Source organism: Desulfallas thermosapovorans DSM 6562 (genome assembly GCF_008124625.1).
GTDB lineage: Bacteria > Bacillota > Desulfotomaculia > Desulfotomaculales > Desulfallaceae > Sporotomaculum > Sporotomaculum thermosapovorans.
In genome coordinates, this window is record NZ_VNHM01000002.1 from 56,912 (window position 1) to 72,787 (window position 15,876).

A 15,876-nucleotide genomic window follows, 5' to 3' on the forward strand; every position below is an offset into this window, starting at 1 on the left:
ATTACGAAGTAGGGAGTTGTTCTGATGGGTGAACCAAACGTTCAATTTACTAATGAACAACTGAAGCGCTACAAAAGAAATATTTTGCTGGATGGGGTAGGCGCGGTCGGCCAGGCCAAGCTGCTGCAGTCCCGGGTTCTGGTGGTGGGGGCCGGTGGTTTGGGTTCTCCCGTAAGTTACTACCTTGCTGCGGCCGGTATCGGGCACATAGGCTTGGTGGATGGTGACCAGGTGGATTTGTCCAACCTGCAAAGGCAAATTATGCATACCACTCCGGATTTGGGACGCCCCAAGATCGAGTCGGCCCGGCAAAAATTAACCGCCCTTAACCCGGATGTGCAGGTTACCGGTTACGGGCACTGGCTTAACGAGCAAAACTTTCGAGAGATAATCGCCCTCTATGACCTGGTGGTGGACGGCACCGACAATTTTGCGGCCCGGTTTCTTATTAACCAGGCCTGTGTGGAAAAGCGTAAGCCGTATATCTTCGGCGGGGTGTTGGGATATACCGGACAAGCTATGACCATACTACCGGGGCAGGGGCCATGCCTGGCCTGCATATTCAGAGGAAGCCCCCCCGAGGGCGCTCCATCCAGTGACAAGATGGGGGTTTTGGGGGCAGTGCCCGGTATTATCGGTGCGGTGGAGGCCGCCGAGGCGGTTAAGGTAATCCTGGGCATCGGGGAACCGCTGCGGGGTCGTCTTTTAACCTTTGATGCCCTGTCCATGCAGTTCTTCACCGTTGATATCAGTCGCGACCCGTCCTGCCCCGTATGCGGCGGTGTTTTGTCTTGAAATACTATGTTGATTTTCTGGCTGAGCTGAAAAAGGGTGGTATTGCTCCGGTCTACCTGCTTTACGGCCCGGAAAGTTATTTGCGGGAGCAGGCTGTCCAGCGTCTCAAGGAATATATTTTACCCCCGGGCGGGGAGCAATTAAACTTCGATGTACTGGACGGCTCTATACTATCGGGGCAGGAAATTGTAACTGCCGCTACCTACGCCTCCTTTTTACCGGGACGACGGCTGTTACTGGTGCGCAGTCCGCAAATATTCCATGCGGCTGCGGGAAAAAATGACCGGGAAATAAAATATGTTTTGGATTACCTGGCCGCCCCTTGCCAGAACACATGCCTGGTATTTGAAACGGACCAAAACGTGGACCGGCGTAAAAAGATTTACAAGGAAACGGCCCGGGTAGGGCGGGCTATTGAATTCACCCGGTTAAAGCCGGCAGACCTCACCAAATGGCTGGCCAAGCGGGCTAAGGAAGAAGGCTGCACCATCAGCCGGGAAGCGGCGGGGGAATTGCTGGCCCGCTGCGGGCGGGATATGTACACCCTTTACCATGAAATGCAGAAGCTGTCATGTTATACCGGGCACGGCAAAACCATTACTCTGGAGACGGTCCGGCAGTTGGTGGCCGCACGGGTGGAGGATAACATATTTGAAGTGGTTGATGCCATCGGGGAAAAAAATTGCGTGCGGGCGCTGACCGGTATTCGCAACCTGCTGCTGCAAAAACAACAGCCCCAGCAAATTATCGGTATGGTGGCCAGGCAGTTCAGATTGATATTGCAGGTGCAAGGGTTGGCAGGCTCCGGCCGGTCCCGGGAGCAAATCATAGCAGACCTTAACCTGCACCCCTTTGTTTATTCAAAAATATACGCCCAGCGTAAGAACTTTCGAGCGAGACAGCTGGTTAAGGCGTTACAAAATCTTACCGAGCTGGATCATAATATAAAAACCGGCCGGGCGGATTTTTACCCGGCCATGGAAACGTTTATTTTAAAAATTTGCCTCTAACAATAAATTAACCACCCATGTTTTCATAACTGGGTGGTAGCTTTTTAACCGGCTATATTTTTATTAAAGAATTTAGTAAGGCGCGATTTTTTGCGGGCTGCGGTATTTTTGTGCAGTACGCCTTTGGTAACCGCTTTATCTATGGTAACAAGCGCCCGGCGTAATTTCAATTGGGCGTCATCTTTGTTGTCAGCGGCCATAGCTTCCTGGAAGCGGCGGATGGCGGTGCGAACTGTGGATTTAATGCGCCGGTTGCGCTCGGTTCTTTTTTTAGTAATGAGCACCCGCTTGGCAGCAGATTTAATATTAGGCATTTTTTCACCTCCCAACAGCGTCAATTTTACCATGCACTAAAAAAAATTGCAAGCTCCCCCTGGTATACAGGCGGGTTTTTTGGTTAATGATAATTATAGCATGAATATAAGGAGGTGAAGTAAAAATGTCGCAATGGATTGGACTGGCTATTCGCTTTGTTGTTTCAGCACTTGTACTAATTGTTGTCAGCTGGTTGGCTCCCGGGTTTGTAGTACGTGGCGGCTTTACAGGCGCTTTGATTGCCGCGGCCGTGATTGCGGTGCTGGGCTATGTGGCCGAGGCACTATTGGGCGATAAAATTTCGCCCCAGAACCGTGGCATCGTAGGTTTTCTTACCGCTGCCGTGGTAATTTACCTGGCGCAATTTATTATACCCAATATGCTCAGCGTCAGCCTGGTGGGGGCGTTGATTTCGGCCTTCGTAATCGGGTTGATTGACGCCGTGGTACCCACGGTGCTGCGCTGACGCTCCGTCGTTTTGTGCATCCATGAGGTGCTAATTGTGAATGCACCTAAAGGCATATTAAACCCCCGTCGCTAAAGTGGCGGGGGTTTAGTTGTGACCGAAACAGGGGAAGCACGGGGACGTTTTCCCTTGCTTTCATGGTCCAAGCACGCTCTTTAGTACGAAATTATACAGGAATAACGTACATAACTTATTGTTCATATTTGGAAACTTGCCAAACCCTGTTGAACCCGTGTGTGTGATAAGTGGTAATAATTCCCCGAGCCCGGGAATAGTTATTAGAAATGTCATGGCAAAATCATTCAGGGTGTGGCCTTGTATTATTAGGTTACTACAACTCAGTAAGGTCGCAAATGCCGGGTAAACAGGGGGGATTTTATGCACCCCGCATATCATTATCGCTATCGCAGGTACAGGCCGCGGACCAGGTTTGGACCGGGCATATCTTTAATACTGCTACTGGCGCTGGCCTTGCTACTAATCAATTGTTTGGTTATTTTGTCGCCTGCATTTACCAGGGCCGGACACGCAGTATTAAATACACTGCTGGCCTGGAACGACCGTGATCCCAAAAGTATCATGCGGGTGGCCGTACCGGTGATGGCCTGGTCGGGAAGCCGGGAAGATGTTCCCCAGGTGGTGGCGCCGGGTGCCCTGGTGGCACAATTGGGGCGGGTATTCAGACCGGACCCGCGGCGCCCGGTGCATATAGTTGCCTACCAAATGCCCCTCTGGGCCCGGGAGGTCAACGGCCAAGAGCCAAGCGCCCCGGTTATGGCCCCGGAAATGTCACTTGACCATGAGCCTTTGCCCGGTGAGGAAGCAATACAGTCCCCACCCCCCCTTTCGGAGGAAAGCCTGGTGGCTATTTATAACACTCATACCGGTGAGACCTATGCCCTTACCGACGGTATGGAACGGCTTACCGGTAAGCGGGGCGGAGTGGTAAAAGCGGCCGAGGCTTTGGAGGATGAGCTGGAAAAAAAATACGGGGTGCGGGTAGCCCGCTCCGACACCATCAATGACACCAATTACAACAGCTCCTACACTAAATCACAGGAAACACTGCAAAAATTGCTTGAAGAAAACCCGTCGGTGCAGGTGGTGCTGGATATTCACCGCGATGCAGGCAAGTCGCGGGAAAACAGTCTGGTAACGGTGGACGGGCAGCAGGTGGCACCTGTGCTTATCGTCGTCGGCTCGGATGCCCGGTCACCCTTCCCCACCTGGCGGCAAAACTACAACTTTGCCCAGGAGTTAGCCGCTGAGATCGATAAACAGCGGCCCGGGCTGTGCCTGGGGGTGCGTATCCTGGAGGGGCGATATAATCAGTTTTTACACCCCCGGGCTGTGCTGTTGGAAGTGGGCAGCGTCAGCAACTCCACCGAGGAAGCTGTTCTTGCCGCGCGCATGCTGGCGGGTCCCGTGGCAGAATTGGTCAAACGATATATGGATGGTGAATAGGCCAGGCTGAATTTGGTAATTATATAAAGATAAAAGCGGCAAAGGTGAAGGTATGCAAATGCCAAGTAAATCAATGCTAGTTGTTTTGGGCTTTTGTACGGGCCTGGTTTTTTTTGGCATTAATATTGCTGTCATAAATTTTAATTGCCTGGTGGCTCCCGAGCAACCTTTGGCTTTACTTGATTGGCGCAGGGTGGGAGATGAGATGGAGATAACCCTTTTGGGTGAAACTTTGCATTTGTCTTTGGATAACCCGTGGCCGGGTGATATATTGCCGAACCGTGTATGGCCGGACAGCGCGGAGCGGGAAAAAATAATTGAGCAGGCCGGTGAGCTTTGCCGCGATGGCCTGGATGAAGTCAGCCGGCGACTGGTTCCGGTACAGCATAAAGTGCGGGAAGTTATTGGTTGGCCCTAACCTGCAACCGGTGTCACGCCCTTTACCATAAACGAGGTAAAGGGCGTTATGATTTTATTTAAACCAGGCGTGCAGGAATAGGATATGAAATAGCTAAATAAATAATAATAGTTAACTAAATGTTGTAAATTTTAAAGCGCAACTTTTTAACAGGAGGCGGTCGAAAAAAATACAATCAATTAAAAGTCCGTTGGAGATATATAAAAAATAACCGCCAGGCATGGTTAAGCCGTATGATGGGATATTAATAAACACGCCTAAACCGCCGGCCTTTGAATTGGTAACCCGGCGGCATGATCTATGATTGAACAGAAAACACAAGGAGGTTTTAAATGCTGGTAATTGACCGTTTTGAAGGGGAATACGCCTTGATAGAATATAAAAGAAGAATATTTCATATCCCCAAGGTGTTGGTGCCAAAGGGTGCCAGGCCGGGCGATGTTATTAATATCCAAATTTCAGTTGACCAGGAAGCCACCGGCCGGAGAAAACAAGCCATGGAAAAGCTGGCCGGTCGGGTTTTCAGTGATTAAGGGGATGACCTGTGTATAAAAAGAGTAATAGAAAAAAAGGGTTATGGCCTGTTCTTATTGTCTGCGCCATATTGCTGCTGTTTGCCGCTGGTTGTAGTAGCGATACGAAATCTACGGATTTTTTGTCCGGCCCGGAAACAAATAATTCGGGTTTTGAACGGACAACTGAGGGGCAGCCTTCGGGAGAAGTACTGTCCGGCCAATTAAAGGTTCATTTTCTTGATGTGGGCCAGGCTGATAGCATACTGGTGCAACTGCCCAACAACCAAAACATGCTTATCGATGCCGGTGATAATGACGATGGTGATACAATAGTTGATTATCTAACCGGAGCCGGGGTTGAGAAAATTGATTACCTGGTGGGCACCCATCCCCATGCGGACCATATCGGCGGTATGGACACGGTAATAAAAAATTTTACCATCGGCCGGGTATACATGCCCCGGGTAACCACCACCACCAAAACGTTTGAAGATGTACTGGCAGCCATCGAGTACAAAGGATTAAATATCAACACTGCCAAAGCAGGGCTCAAGATAATTGATGATGGCAACCTGCAAGCGTTAATACTGGCCCCGCTTGGCACTGAATACGAGGAGATGAACAATTACTCGGCTGTTATCAAGGTTACCTGGGGAGAGGTTAGTTTCCTTTTTACCGGTGACGCCGAGGAACAATCGGAAAGAGAAATGCTGGCAAGCGGTGTTTCCTTGCAAGCCAACGTCCTTAAGGTGGGGCATCACGGCAGTCACTCGTCAACTTCAGCAGCTTTTTTGCAATCGGTGGAGCCCCAATACGCGGTTATCTGTGTTGGTGCCGGTAATGATTACGGTCACCCGCACCGGGAAACTATGGCCAGGCTACAAGGAGTCAATGTGTTTAGGACCGATCTCGACGGCACGGTTGTTTTTGTTACAGATGGCCGGGAGATAAATGTAACCACCGGTAAAAACAAACCCGGTGCACCGGGACAAACAGGCGAGCCAGGAGCCGCCGCCGAACCCATAAAAAGCGGCGCAGTTGCTCCAAATAACGAGCGTGTATATGTTGATGACGGCGGCCGTGGTCTGATTAAAGGAAATATAAACAGCAAAGGGGAAAAAATATACCATATGCCGGACAGCCCCTATTACGACAGCGTTAAGCCGGAACGCTGGTTTAAAACAGAAAAAGAGGCTCTGGCCGCCGGCTTTCGACCTGTAAAGGGGTAGCGTTTACTTTAACATAACTTCGGCAGCGGTCAGCCCCGTTGTACACTGGCTATGGTTCTTTTCACCTATGCGGGCAAATGATATAATATCATGAATTGACCTTTTTAAGGGGGAGAGGAATTACCGTTGGAAATAAGACAGGATCGGATTCGTAATTTTTGTATCATTGCCCATATTGATCATGGCAAATCCACTCTGGCGGACAGGCTGTTGGAATATACCGGTGCACTTTCTCAGCGTGAAATGTACGAGCAGGTGCTGGATAATATGGATTTGGAAAGGGAGCGGGGCATTACCATTAAACTACGGGCTGTACGCCTGATTTACCGGGCCCGGGACGGGGAGGAATATATCCTTAACCTTATTGATACTCCGGGACACGTTGACTTTACCTATGAAGTATCCCGCAGCCTGGCTTCCTGCGAGGGGGCACTGTTGGTGGTGGATGCCGCCCAGGGTATCGAGGCCCAGACACTGGCCAACGTGTACCTGGCTATCGACCACGACCTGGAAGTGGTACCGGTGATCAATAAAATAGATTTGCCTGCGGCTGACCCTGAAAGGGTCAGAAACGAGATAGAAGAAGTTATTGGTCTTGACGCTTCGGACGCTATACTGGCCTCGGCCAAGACCGGGCAAGGTATTGACGAAATCCTGGAAGCTATTGTAAATAAAATTCCCCCGCCCCGGGGTGACTACAAAGCACCACTGCAGGCCTTGATTTTTGATTCTCACTATGATTCATATAAAGGGGTTATTGCCTACTTTCGGGTGATGGAAGGCCGGCTGGCAAAGGGCATGTGCATTAAAATGATGGCCACCGGGAAAGAATACGAAGTTAACGAGTTAGGGGTGTTCAAGCCCGGCCCCACCCCGGTTGATGAACTGCTGGCCGGTGAGGTGGGTTTTTTAGCCGCCAGCATAAAAAACGCCCGGGATTGCCGGGTGGGGGATACCATTACGGATGCCAACCGCCCCGCCGCTGCGCCCTTGCCGGGTTACCGCCAGATCAAGCCCATGGTCTATTGCGGGATGTACCCCGTCGAATCAAACGATTACAGTGATTTACGGGACGCCCTGGACAAGCTCAAGTTGAACGACGCCTCGCTTGTTTACGAAGCTGAAACTTCCGAAGCTTTGGGGTTTGGTTTCCGTTGCGGTTTTTTGGGCCTTCTGCATATGGAGATTATCCAGGAGCGACTGGAGCGGGAGTACGGCCTGGGCCTCATTACCACCGCCCCCAGTGTGGTGTACCGGGTCAACACAACGGACGGCCAAACACAGGAAATAGACAACCCCAGCCTGATGCCGCCCGCGGGTAAAATAGCATCAGTGGAAGAACCCTTTGTGGCGGCCACCATCATGGTGCCCCAGGAATTTGTGGGGGCGGTGATGGAGATAAGCCAGGAACGCCGGGGGGTCTACAAGGATATGGTGTATATGAGCCAGAACCGGGTCATGCTAAAATATGATTTGCCCCTGAGTGAAATTATTTTTGACTTTTTCGACCAGTTGAAATCCCGTACCCGGGGCTATGCCTCCCTGGATTACGACTGGGCGGGTTACCGTCCATCCAAACTGGTTAAAATGGATATTTTGGTCAATGGAGAGCCCCTGGATGCTTTAAGCTTTATCGTGCACCAGGAAAAGGCTTACCAGCGTGGCCGGGCACTGGTGGAAAAACTGCGGGGGTTGATACCCCGCCACTTGTTTGAAATACCCATCCAGGCCGCCATCGGCAATAAAGTGGTGGCCCGGGAAACGGTGCGAGCTCGTCGCAAAGACGTGCTGGCCAAATGTTACGGGGGTGACATCACCCGTAAACGCAAGCTCTTGGAAAAACAAAAAGAAGGTAAAAAGCGGATGAAACAGGTGGGTAATGTGGAGATTCCCCAGGAAGCATTTATGGCGGTACTGAATATTGGTGAAGAAAAAAAGTAAAGGGTGACACAAATGAGCTGCTACTTACGACATATGGGCGTTATCATGGAAAAGGCGGGCGTTACCCCTTCCAACAAAGAAGAGCGGCGCCGGGTGGACCGGGCGGTGCGGGAAATTATGCAACTGCCCGGGGCTAAATGCCCCGAAGTTTGGAAGGCGGTCAAAGAGCGCCTGCAGCATCCCGAGGGCGAGGCCGAACTGGTTGCCCGCCTGAAACAAAAAATCGGCCCATCAGGCGTTGCCTGACAGGGAAGTACCGGATGGTTAAAACCAAGGATGTTTTAAAACCACTGTTTGGCCCGCCCACCGCGCTATATATTCATGTCCCCTTTTGCGTTCGCAAATGTCAATATTGCGACTTTGTTTCATATTCATATAACGAATCCAGTGCTCGCCGTTATATTACCGGCTTACGCCGGGAAATGGAACTGCTGGCTGGAGATAAGCATGAAAAACGGTGGCATTTGTCCACCGTTTTTATCGGTGGGGGCACCCCCACCTGTTTATCAACGGGTATGCTTTTGGAAATAATAAATTTAATAGATGTGTATTTTATTGTATCACCGGAAACGGAGTTTACCGTTGAGGCCAATCCCGGTACGGTGGACACCGTCAAGCTTTCCGCCTTGCGCCGGGCAGGGGTCAACCGGCTCAGCCTGGGGGCCCAGGCCTGCTCCCGGGATATACTGGACACCCTAGGGCGTATACACACCCACGAACAAACATTGGATGCGGTACGGTGGGCCAGGGAAGCGGGTTTCTCCAATATTAACCTGGATCTCATTTTCGGGGTGCCCGGCCAGACCCTCGACCAGTGGTATTACTGTCTGGAACAGGTGATAATATTGCAGCCCGAGCATGTATCCGCCTATGATTTGCAGTTGGAAGAGGGTACTCCTTTAAAGGAGCGGGTGGACAGCGGAATTTTGGTTCCCTGTACCGAAGAAACCAGCCTGGCTATGTACCGGGCGGCCATTGACATGTTAAATGCCGCCGGCCTCGGGCAATATGAGATATCAAACTTTGCCCGGCCCGGCCGGCAATGCCGCCACAACCTGGTTTACTGGCATAACCAGGACTATCTGGGGTTGGGGCCGGCGGCCCACTCCCGTATTGGCGGAAAACGGATGGCTAACGAGGCCGGCCTGGCTGAATACATAGACAAGTTGGAAACCGGGCGTTTACCTGTGGCCTGGACTGAAGATATTACCCCGGAGAACGATATCTTTGAAACAATTTTTTTGGGATTGCGTATGACCGGCGGTCTTGATTTGGAGCTTTTTGAGCAGCGGTTTGGCGTGCCTATTGATCATATCTACCCCGGCCTTACCGAATCACTGGTAAACAAGGGTATGTTGGAGTTCCAGGGTAAACACCTGCGTTTAACTGCAGGTGGACTGGCGGTGGCCAATGCGGTAATGAGTGAGTTTGTCCCTGTGCTGAATATTCTTGACAAATGAAACCACTAGTGCTATGTTTTTATTAGATGTTAGCACTCAATATGGGAGAGTGCTAACAAGGGAGGTGTGGCAAGTGACCCTTGACGCCAGGAAAAAAAGTGTGCTCATGGCCATTGTGCAGGATTATATTGCCACAGCGGAACCGGTGGGCTCACGAACCATTGCACGAAAGTATAAACTGGGGGTGAGTCCGGCCACCATTCGCAATGAAATGGCCGATCTGGAGGAGATGGGGTATATTGAGCAACCCCATACTTCGGCTGGAAGGGTTCCTTCCGACCAGGGATACAGGTATTACGTGGATCATTTGATGAAACGCGAGGAATTCAATTTTGATGAGGCAAAACTATTGCTGAACGGTTACCTGACCAAGAAGCAGGAAGTTGGCCATGTGCTCAGGAGTGCCGGGCAATTATTATCGCAGATTACCAACTATGCCGGTGTGGTTATGTCCACCCACTTTGGCCGGGGCCGGTTCAAGCACATTCAGCTGGTTCATATGGGTGAGGGGCAGTCCATGGTGGTGGTGGTAACCGACTCCGGTGCTGTGCACCACCGGATTATTGATATACCGGAAAGTATTAGGGCTGCCGACCTGGAAACTATTTCCTCTGTATTGAATCATAAACTACAGGGCAAAACAATTGAAAACATCCGCCTTACACTTATTAAAGAGATTTATTTTGAGCTGGCTAAACAAAAGCATATTCTAAACATGGCGATGGATGTAATCCAGGAGGGTTTGTCCCTCGAAACCGGGGAGAAAATATACCTGGGCAGTTTATTCAATATTTTAAACCAGCCCGAGTTCCATAGTATAGAAAAGGTAAAGGTGCTGCTGGGCTTGCTGGAAAATGAACATGAACTGGCCAATATCATGTCCGATGTTTTTCAGGAAGAGGGCGTTACGGTACGTATTGGCGAGGAGATAATGGACGACCGGTTGAGGGATTACAGTTTGGTGATGGGCACATATCGCATGAAAGGTAAACCGGTGGGGAGTATCGGCCTTTTGGGTCCCACCAGGATGGATTATGCCCGGGCGTTTGCTGTGGTGGAATATATGACGGAAAACCTTTCGCTGGTCATGGAAAGATTAATGCGCTGGCGAGGCAAATAATAAAACCACTATTAACATAAAGGACCGCTTTACTGTATGTAGTGGCAAGGAGTGATTGCATGGATAAAGTACACTGTGCCGCAGCCGGCAGAGAAACTGGCGGATGTGCGGACGTCAACTGTGGCGCGGTATCTGATAAAGACCTTTCGAATAATGACTTGACTCAGGCGGATTGCCGGGCAGATAACACTGCTGAAGGTGCCGCCTCTGACAAAACCTCGCCTGAAAGCCGGATGGAAGGTGGGGCGGTGGATGACCCGCCGATTGATTTGCCGGGTGGATCTACAGGTCAACCGGTGGATGTATCACAACTACAGGAGGAATTGGCCGCTCAAAAGGCCAGGGCCGAGGAATATTATAACCGTTTGATACGTTTGCAGGCTGATTTTGATAATTATCGTAAACGTACGACCAGGGAAAGGGAAGAAGTCTTTAAGTATGCCTCGGCTTCGTTATGTGAGGCGTTGCTGCCCGTGTTGGATAATTTTGAACTGGCCCTGGCCGCCAGGGAGGAGAACCCGGTCCAGGTGGCCGAGGGAGTGGCCATGATCTTCAGGCAACTGCAGGATGTGCTGCAAAAAGAGGGGCTTTCCCCTGTTGCCGCAGTGGGTGAACAATTTGATCCCACCCGGCATGAGGCAGTTATGCAGGAAATAACCGATGAGTATGATGATAATACAGTAATAGAGGAATTTCGCCGGGGATACTTCCTGAAGGATAAATTACTGCGCCCGGCGATGGTAAAAGTAGCTAAATCCGAAGGCTGATTTACAGCAAAACAATAGGAGGCGAACAAATATGGCTAAAGTACTGGGTATAGACCTGGGCACCACCAACTCCTGTATGGCTGTCATGGAGGGTGGCGAGGCAGTGGTTATCCCCAATGCTGAAGGCGGGCGTACCACCCCTTCGGTGGTGGGATTTTCAAAAACAGGCGAGCGGTTGGTGGGCCAGGTGGCTAAAAACCAGGCCGTCAGCAACCCCGACCGCACCATAAGCTCTATTAAGAGGCATATGGGCTCCAATTATACAGTAAATATAGATGGTAAAGATTATACCCCCCAGGAAATATCCGCTATGGTGTTGCAAAAAATGAAAGCGGACGCTGAAAGTTACCTGGGGGAAAAAGTAAGCCAGGCTGTTATTACCGTGCCGGCTTACTTTACCGACGCGCAGCGCCAGGCTACCAAAGATGCCGGTAAAATCGCCGGCCTTGAGGTGCTGCGGATTATCAATGAGCCTACGGCGGCTTCACTGGCCTACGGTTTGGATAAAGGTGACGAGCAAACCATCCTGGTATTTGACCTGGGCGGGGGCACCTTTGACGTGTCTATCCTGGAACTGGGCGACGGTGTGTTTGAGGTGAAAGCCACCAGTGGTAACAACCGGCTGGGTGGCGATGATTTTGACCAGCGCATTGTGGAATACTTGATCAGCGAATTTAAAAAGGAAACCGGTATAGATTTAAAGGGCGACCGGATGGCTATGCAGCGACTCAAGGACGCGGCGGAAAAGGCCAAGGTGGAACTGAGCGGCGTAATGTCCGCCAATATCAACCTGCCCTTTATTACAGCCGATGCCAGCGGTCCCAAACACCTGGATATTAACCTTACCCGGGCCAAGTTCAATGAACTGACTGCGGATTTGGTGGAAAAGACCATGGGACCAACCAGGCAAGCCATGAGCGATGCCGGTCTTAAACCCCAGGATATCGATAAGATACTGCTGGTGGGCGGGTCTACCCGTATACCGGCCGTTCAGGAAGCCATTAAAAAGTATCTTCAAAAAGAACCCCACAAAGGTATCAACCCGGACGAGTGTGTGGCCATTGGTGCGGCCATTCAGGGCGGTGTGCTGGCCGGTGAGGTAAAGGATGTGCTGCTGCTTGATGTTACACCGCTTTCACTGGGTATTGAAACCCTGGGTGGTGTGTTTACCAAGCTGATCGAGCGTAACACCACCATTCCCACATCCAAGAGCCAGATATTCTCCACCGCCGCCGACGGGCAAACAACAGTTGAAATCCACGTGCTGCAGGGTGAACGTTCCATGGCGGCGGATAACAAAACGCTGGGGCGTTTCCAACTGTCCGGCATACCGCCGGCACCCCGGGGTGTACCGCAAATAGAAGTTACCTTTGATATAGACGTCAACGGTATCGTCAATGTATCGGCCAAGGACAAAGGTACGGGCAAAAGCCAGAGCATTACCATTTCAGGCGGTTCGGGACTCAGTGATGAAGAGATTGACAAGATGGTCAAAGACGCCGAGAAAAATGCTGCGGAAGACGCGCGCCGCAAAGAGTTGGTGGAACTGCGCAACCAGGCCGACAGCCTGATCTACCAGGCCGAGAAAACTATTAAAGACCTGGGTGATAAGGCCGATAAGGATAAAGTGGAACAGGTCAATCAGGCCTCGGAGAAGCTCAAGGAAGCCGCCAAGGGCGATGACATTGACAAAATCAAGCAGGCCATTGAAGAATTGACCAAGCCGCTGTATGAGCTTTCCGCCGTACTGTATCAACAACAGCAACAGACCGGGGCCGGGCAGGCCGGCGATACCGGGGCGGGCTGTGGCGCTGGTGGTTGCGGGCAGGCGGCCGGAGACGACAAAGAGAACGTTGTGGACGCTGAGTACGAGGTTGATGGGGATAAAAAAGAAAAATAAAGATATTGTTTGCAAATAAAGTAACAGGATTTGGCCGCAAGGCGTAGAATAGTATAAGTTCGTGTGGTTTAAAATAGATGCTGCGTGGGGGGCTGCTTTAAGCCCTCCCTGTGGTGTTTGAAGTATGAGGTGGTGGTTGCCGTGGCAAAACGGGATTACTATGAGGTACTGGGCGTTTCCCGGGACGCTTCACCGGATGAAATTAAAAAGGCTTTTCGCAAACTGGCCCGCCAGTATCACCCCGACGCCAATAAGGAAGACAAAAATGCTGCAGAAAAATTTAAGGAAATTAACGAGGCTTACGAAGTATTAAGCAATCCCGAAAAGCGTGGGGCTTATGACCGTTTCGGGCATGCGGCCACAGACGGCCAGTTTAACGGTGGTTTTGGCGGTTTTGGCGGTGCCGACTTCGGGGGTATTGGTGATATATTTGATATGTTTTTCGGTGGTGGCGGGCGCCAGCGGCGGAATGGTCCCGAGCCGGGTGCCGACCTGCGGGTGGATATGGAGCTTACCTTTGAGGAAGCCGCCTTTGGTTTGGAAAAGGATGTTAAAATCCCCCGTACCGAGAATTGCAGTACCTGTGGCGGTAGTGGTGCGGCACCGGGCACCTCAAAGAGAAACTGTGACGTTTGTCATGGCACGGGGCAGATTCAGTATGCCCAAAGTACCCCCTTCGGGCGTATCGTACAGTCCCGCACCTGTGACCGCTGTCGCGGTGCCGGGGTGATTATTGAAAAACCCTGCCCCACCTGCCGGGGATCCGGCCAGGTGAAACGCAGCAGAACGATAAAGGTAAAAATCCCCGCCGGGGTTGATACCGGCTCCAGGTTGCGCCTGGCCGGTGAGGGGGAAATCGGTTTGCGAGGCGGGCCGCCGGGTGATTTGTTTGTATATATCTATGTTCAGCCCCATGCTGTTTTCAAGCGGGAAGGTAACCATGTCATTATTGACGCGGAAATCAATTTTGCCCAGGCAGCTTTAGGTGATGAAATCAGCGTACCCACTTTGGAGGGCCAGGCTAAGCTGAAGGTGCCGGAGGGAACCCAGTCGGGTACGGTGCTGCGTATGCGAAATAAGGGCATTCCCGATGTACGGGGCTATGGTCGCGGGGATCAGCATGTGCGTATTAAAGTGGTTACACCCACCAGGCTAACCAGTAAGCAAAGGGAACTGCTCCGGGAATTCGGGCGCATTGAGGGTCAAAAATCCCGTGGCGCGGACAAGGGGTTTTTTGAAAAGGTAAAGGATGCCTTTACCGGTTAGTATCTGAAAACGGGTGCCCGGGTCCCGTTTAGCCGCCTTTTAAACTGTAACCCTGGCACGGCAGTGGATAAAAATGTCGAGATGTGTCTATAAGTTTAACAAGTTGGGGTCTGACCCCGGGGGGTATTGGGTTTGACATGGTTGGAAATTGCAGTTACTGCCCCCGCTGAGTTGGTGGAGGTAGTGGCTAATGTTTTTAATGAAATTGGTTCGGGCGGGGTTGTTATAGAAGACCCCGCTTTAATTGTAGAACTTGTGACCAAAGGTAACGCTGAAACGGTGTCCCCTGCCCTGGAGTTGCCGCAAGGCGGGCAAACTACGGTGAAGGGGTATTTTTGTTGTGATTGCTCCCTGCCGGAACGGCTGGAGAGTTTATCCCGCAGGCTTACTAATTTGCCCGTGCGCTGGCGTACCAGGGAGGTTAGGGAGCAGGATTGGGCCACTGCCTGGCAGAAGTATTATAAACCGCTGCGGGTGGGTAAAAATATTGTAGTGAAGCCCTATTGGGAGGATTACTGCGCCCGGGTGGGGGAAATCATCATTGAACTGGACCCCGGTATGGCCTTTGGCTGCGGCACTCACGCCACCACCGCCATGTGCCTGGTTTTGCTTGAAGAATTTGCACCGGGCTGCGCGGTGGTCTACGATGTGGGTACGGGATCAGGTATACTGGCCGTGGCGGCGGCACTGCTGGGTGCCCGGCAGGTGAGCGCTGTGGATATCGATGAAACAGCGGTGCGGGCGGCCCGGGAGAATGCCCGGCGCAATGGTGTGGCTGACCGGGTGTCGGTGGCCAGGGGCAACCTGTTGGATGACCTGGCGGCCGGGCAGGCCGATTTGGTAGTGGCCAACATCATTGCCGATGTCATTATCAGCCTGGCCCCGGCTGCGGCGGCGGCGCTCAAGCCCGGAGGCAGGTTAATTGCTTCGGGGATCATCAATGAACGGGCCCGTGAAGTGCGCCGGGCGCTGGTCGCTGCCGGTCTTGAGCCCGTAAAAGAACTGACCGAAGGCGAATGGGTGGCCGTGGTTTACCGCAGCGGTGGCAATACCACCTCCGGTGCCGGGCATTGAAAGGTTGAAAGTCTGAAAGAAATTCTTTCTTGGCGTCTTGTGCCCGGGAAAGGCATGCATATAAAGTTGAAAGGTTATAGTTGACAGGTTAACCGCGGACCTTAATGTATTTGTGCTGTTCTACAGCTGTGTTGGA

General features: G+C 51.7%; 16 protein-coding genes. 15 read left to right on the plus strand and 1 reads right to left on the minus strand.

Annotation, left to right across the window (positions count from 1 at the left end; all coding sequences use genetic code 11):
- Positions 1-24: 24 nt before the first annotated feature.
- Together LX24_RS02080 and holA are read left to right on the plus strand one after the other, a co-directional pair.
- The gene (locus LX24_RS02080) at positions 25-795 is read left to right on the plus strand and encodes a HesA/MoeB/ThiF family protein (RefSeq protein ID WP_166510489.1); all 771 of its coding nucleotides are present in this window, start codon (positions 25-27) and stop codon (positions 793-795) included.
- Positions 792-1,805 carry a DNA polymerase III subunit delta gene (gene holA, locus LX24_RS02085; RefSeq protein ID WP_166510490.1) on the plus strand — a complete coding sequence of 338 codons (1,014 nt, stop codon included), beginning with the start codon at positions 792-794 and terminating at the stop codon, positions 1,803-1,805. Before LX24_RS02080 ends, holA begins: the two co-directional genes overlap by 4 nt.
- 44 nt (positions 1,806-1,849) lie before the next feature.
- Here the strand turns inward: holA and rpsT are convergent, their stop codons facing one another.
- Entirely contained in the window at positions 1,850-2,119 is a 270-nt protein-coding gene (rpsT, locus tag LX24_RS02090; protein ID WP_166510491.1) for a 30S ribosomal protein S20, read from the minus strand.
- Positions 2,120-2,244: 125 nt separating this feature from the next.
- Between rpsT and LX24_RS02095 the strand changes: the two genes are divergently transcribed.
- The 13 genes from LX24_RS02095 to prmA all read left to right on the plus strand — a co-directional run bounded on the left by LX24_RS02095 (position 2,245) and on the right by prmA (position 15,740).
- On the plus strand, positions 2,245-2,586 hold the full coding sequence (locus LX24_RS02095; protein WP_166510492.1) for a phage holin family protein: 342 nt from the start codon (positions 2,245-2,247) through the stop codon (positions 2,584-2,586).
- 378 nt (positions 2,587-2,964) lie between these two features.
- Positions 2,965-4,050, plus strand: coding sequence for a stage II sporulation protein P (gene spoIIP / locus LX24_RS02100; protein ID WP_166510493.1), 1,086 nt, complete (start codon positions 2,965-2,967; stop codon positions 4,048-4,050).
- Positions 4,051-4,108: 58 nt separating this feature from the next.
- Positions 4,109-4,468 carry a hypothetical protein gene (locus tag LX24_RS02105; RefSeq protein WP_166510494.1) on the plus strand — a complete coding sequence of 120 codons (360 nt, stop codon included), beginning with the start codon at positions 4,109-4,111 and terminating at the stop codon, positions 4,466-4,468.
- A gap of 332 nt (positions 4,469-4,800) precedes the next feature.
- Complete coding sequence (locus LX24_RS02110; RefSeq protein ID WP_166510495.1) at positions 4,801-5,001, plus strand: DUF3006 domain-containing protein; 201 nt, start codon at positions 4,801-4,803, stop codon at positions 4,999-5,001.
- Between the two features lie 11 nt (positions 5,002-5,012).
- Positions 5,013-6,212 carry a ComEC/Rec2 family competence protein gene (locus tag LX24_RS02115; RefSeq protein WP_166510496.1) on the plus strand — a complete coding sequence of 400 codons (1,200 nt, stop codon included), beginning with the start codon at positions 5,013-5,015 and terminating at the stop codon, positions 6,210-6,212.
- Between the two features lie 126 nt (positions 6,213-6,338).
- Positions 6,339-8,153: a translation elongation factor 4 gene (gene lepA, locus LX24_RS02120; RefSeq protein ID WP_166510497.1), complete on the plus strand. Its 1,815-nt coding sequence runs from the start codon at positions 6,339-6,341 to the stop codon at positions 8,151-8,153.
- Between the two features lie 12 nt (positions 8,154-8,165).
- Positions 8,166-8,399 carry a hypothetical protein gene (locus tag LX24_RS02125; RefSeq protein WP_166510498.1) on the plus strand — a complete coding sequence of 78 codons (234 nt, stop codon included), beginning with the start codon at positions 8,166-8,168 and terminating at the stop codon, positions 8,397-8,399.
- 14 nt (positions 8,400-8,413) lie between these two features.
- On the plus strand, positions 8,414-9,613 hold the full coding sequence (gene hemW / locus LX24_RS02130) for a radical SAM family heme chaperone HemW (RefSeq protein ID WP_166510499.1): 1,200 nt from the start codon (positions 8,414-8,416) through the stop codon (positions 9,611-9,613).
- Between the two features lie 73 nt (positions 9,614-9,686).
- Positions 9,687-10,733, plus strand: coding sequence for a heat-inducible transcriptional repressor HrcA (hrcA, locus tag LX24_RS02135; RefSeq protein WP_166510500.1), 1,047 nt, complete (start codon positions 9,687-9,689; stop codon positions 10,731-10,733).
- 59 nt (positions 10,734-10,792) lie between these two features.
- Complete coding sequence (gene grpE, locus LX24_RS02140; protein ID WP_243131578.1) at positions 10,793-11,500, plus strand: nucleotide exchange factor GrpE; 708 nt, start codon at positions 10,793-10,795, stop codon at positions 11,498-11,500.
- 31 nt (positions 11,501-11,531) lie between these two features.
- Entirely contained in the window at positions 11,532-13,400 is a 1,869-nt protein-coding gene (dnaK, locus tag LX24_RS02145; protein ID WP_166510501.1) for a molecular chaperone DnaK, read from the plus strand.
- Between the two features lie 141 nt (positions 13,401-13,541).
- Positions 13,542-14,666, plus strand: coding sequence for a molecular chaperone DnaJ (gene dnaJ / locus LX24_RS02150; RefSeq protein ID WP_166510502.1), 1,125 nt, complete (start codon positions 13,542-13,544; stop codon positions 14,664-14,666).
- 132 nt (positions 14,667-14,798) lie between these two features.
- Positions 14,799-15,740, plus strand: a complete 942-nt coding sequence (prmA, locus tag LX24_RS02155; RefSeq protein WP_166510503.1) for a 50S ribosomal protein L11 methyltransferase — start codon at positions 14,799-14,801, stop codon at positions 15,738-15,740.
- Positions 15,741-15,876: the final 136 nt, after the last annotated feature.

What these genes read in the sequence shown, in the direction of transcription:
- dnaK (WP_166510501.1), top strand. Translation starts at nt 11,532, where the DNA reads ATGGCTAAAGTACTGGGTATAGACCTGGGCACCACCAACTCCTGTATG.
- LX24_RS02080 (WP_166510489.1), top strand. Translation starts at nt 25, where the DNA reads ATGGGTGAACCAAACGTTCAATTTACTAATGAACAACTGAAGCGCTAC.
- hemW (WP_166510499.1), top strand. Translation starts at nt 8,414, where the DNA reads ATGGTTAAAACCAAGGATGTTTTAAAACCACTGTTTGGCCCGCCCACC.
- grpE (WP_243131578.1), top strand. Translation starts at nt 10,793, where the DNA reads ATGGATAAAGTACACTGTGCCGCAGCCGGCAGAGAAACTGGCGGATGT.
- rpsT (WP_166510491.1), bottom strand. Translation starts at nt 2,119, where the DNA reads ATGCCTAATATTAAATCTGCTGCCAAGCGGGTGCTCATTACTAAAAAA.
- LX24_RS02095 (WP_166510492.1), top strand. Translation starts at nt 2,245, where the DNA reads ATGTCGCAATGGATTGGACTGGCTATTCGCTTTGTTGTTTCAGCACTT.
- LX24_RS02110 (WP_166510495.1), top strand. Translation starts at nt 4,801, where the DNA reads ATGCTGGTAATTGACCGTTTTGAAGGGGAATACGCCTTGATAGAATAT.
- LX24_RS02125 (WP_166510498.1), top strand. Translation starts at nt 8,166, where the DNA reads ATGAGCTGCTACTTACGACATATGGGCGTTATCATGGAAAAGGCGGGC.
- LX24_RS02105 (WP_166510494.1), top strand. Translation starts at nt 4,109, where the DNA reads ATGCCAAGTAAATCAATGCTAGTTGTTTTGGGCTTTTGTACGGGCCTG.
- spoIIP (WP_166510493.1), top strand. Translation starts at nt 2,965, where the DNA reads ATGCACCCCGCATATCATTATCGCTATCGCAGGTACAGGCCGCGGACC.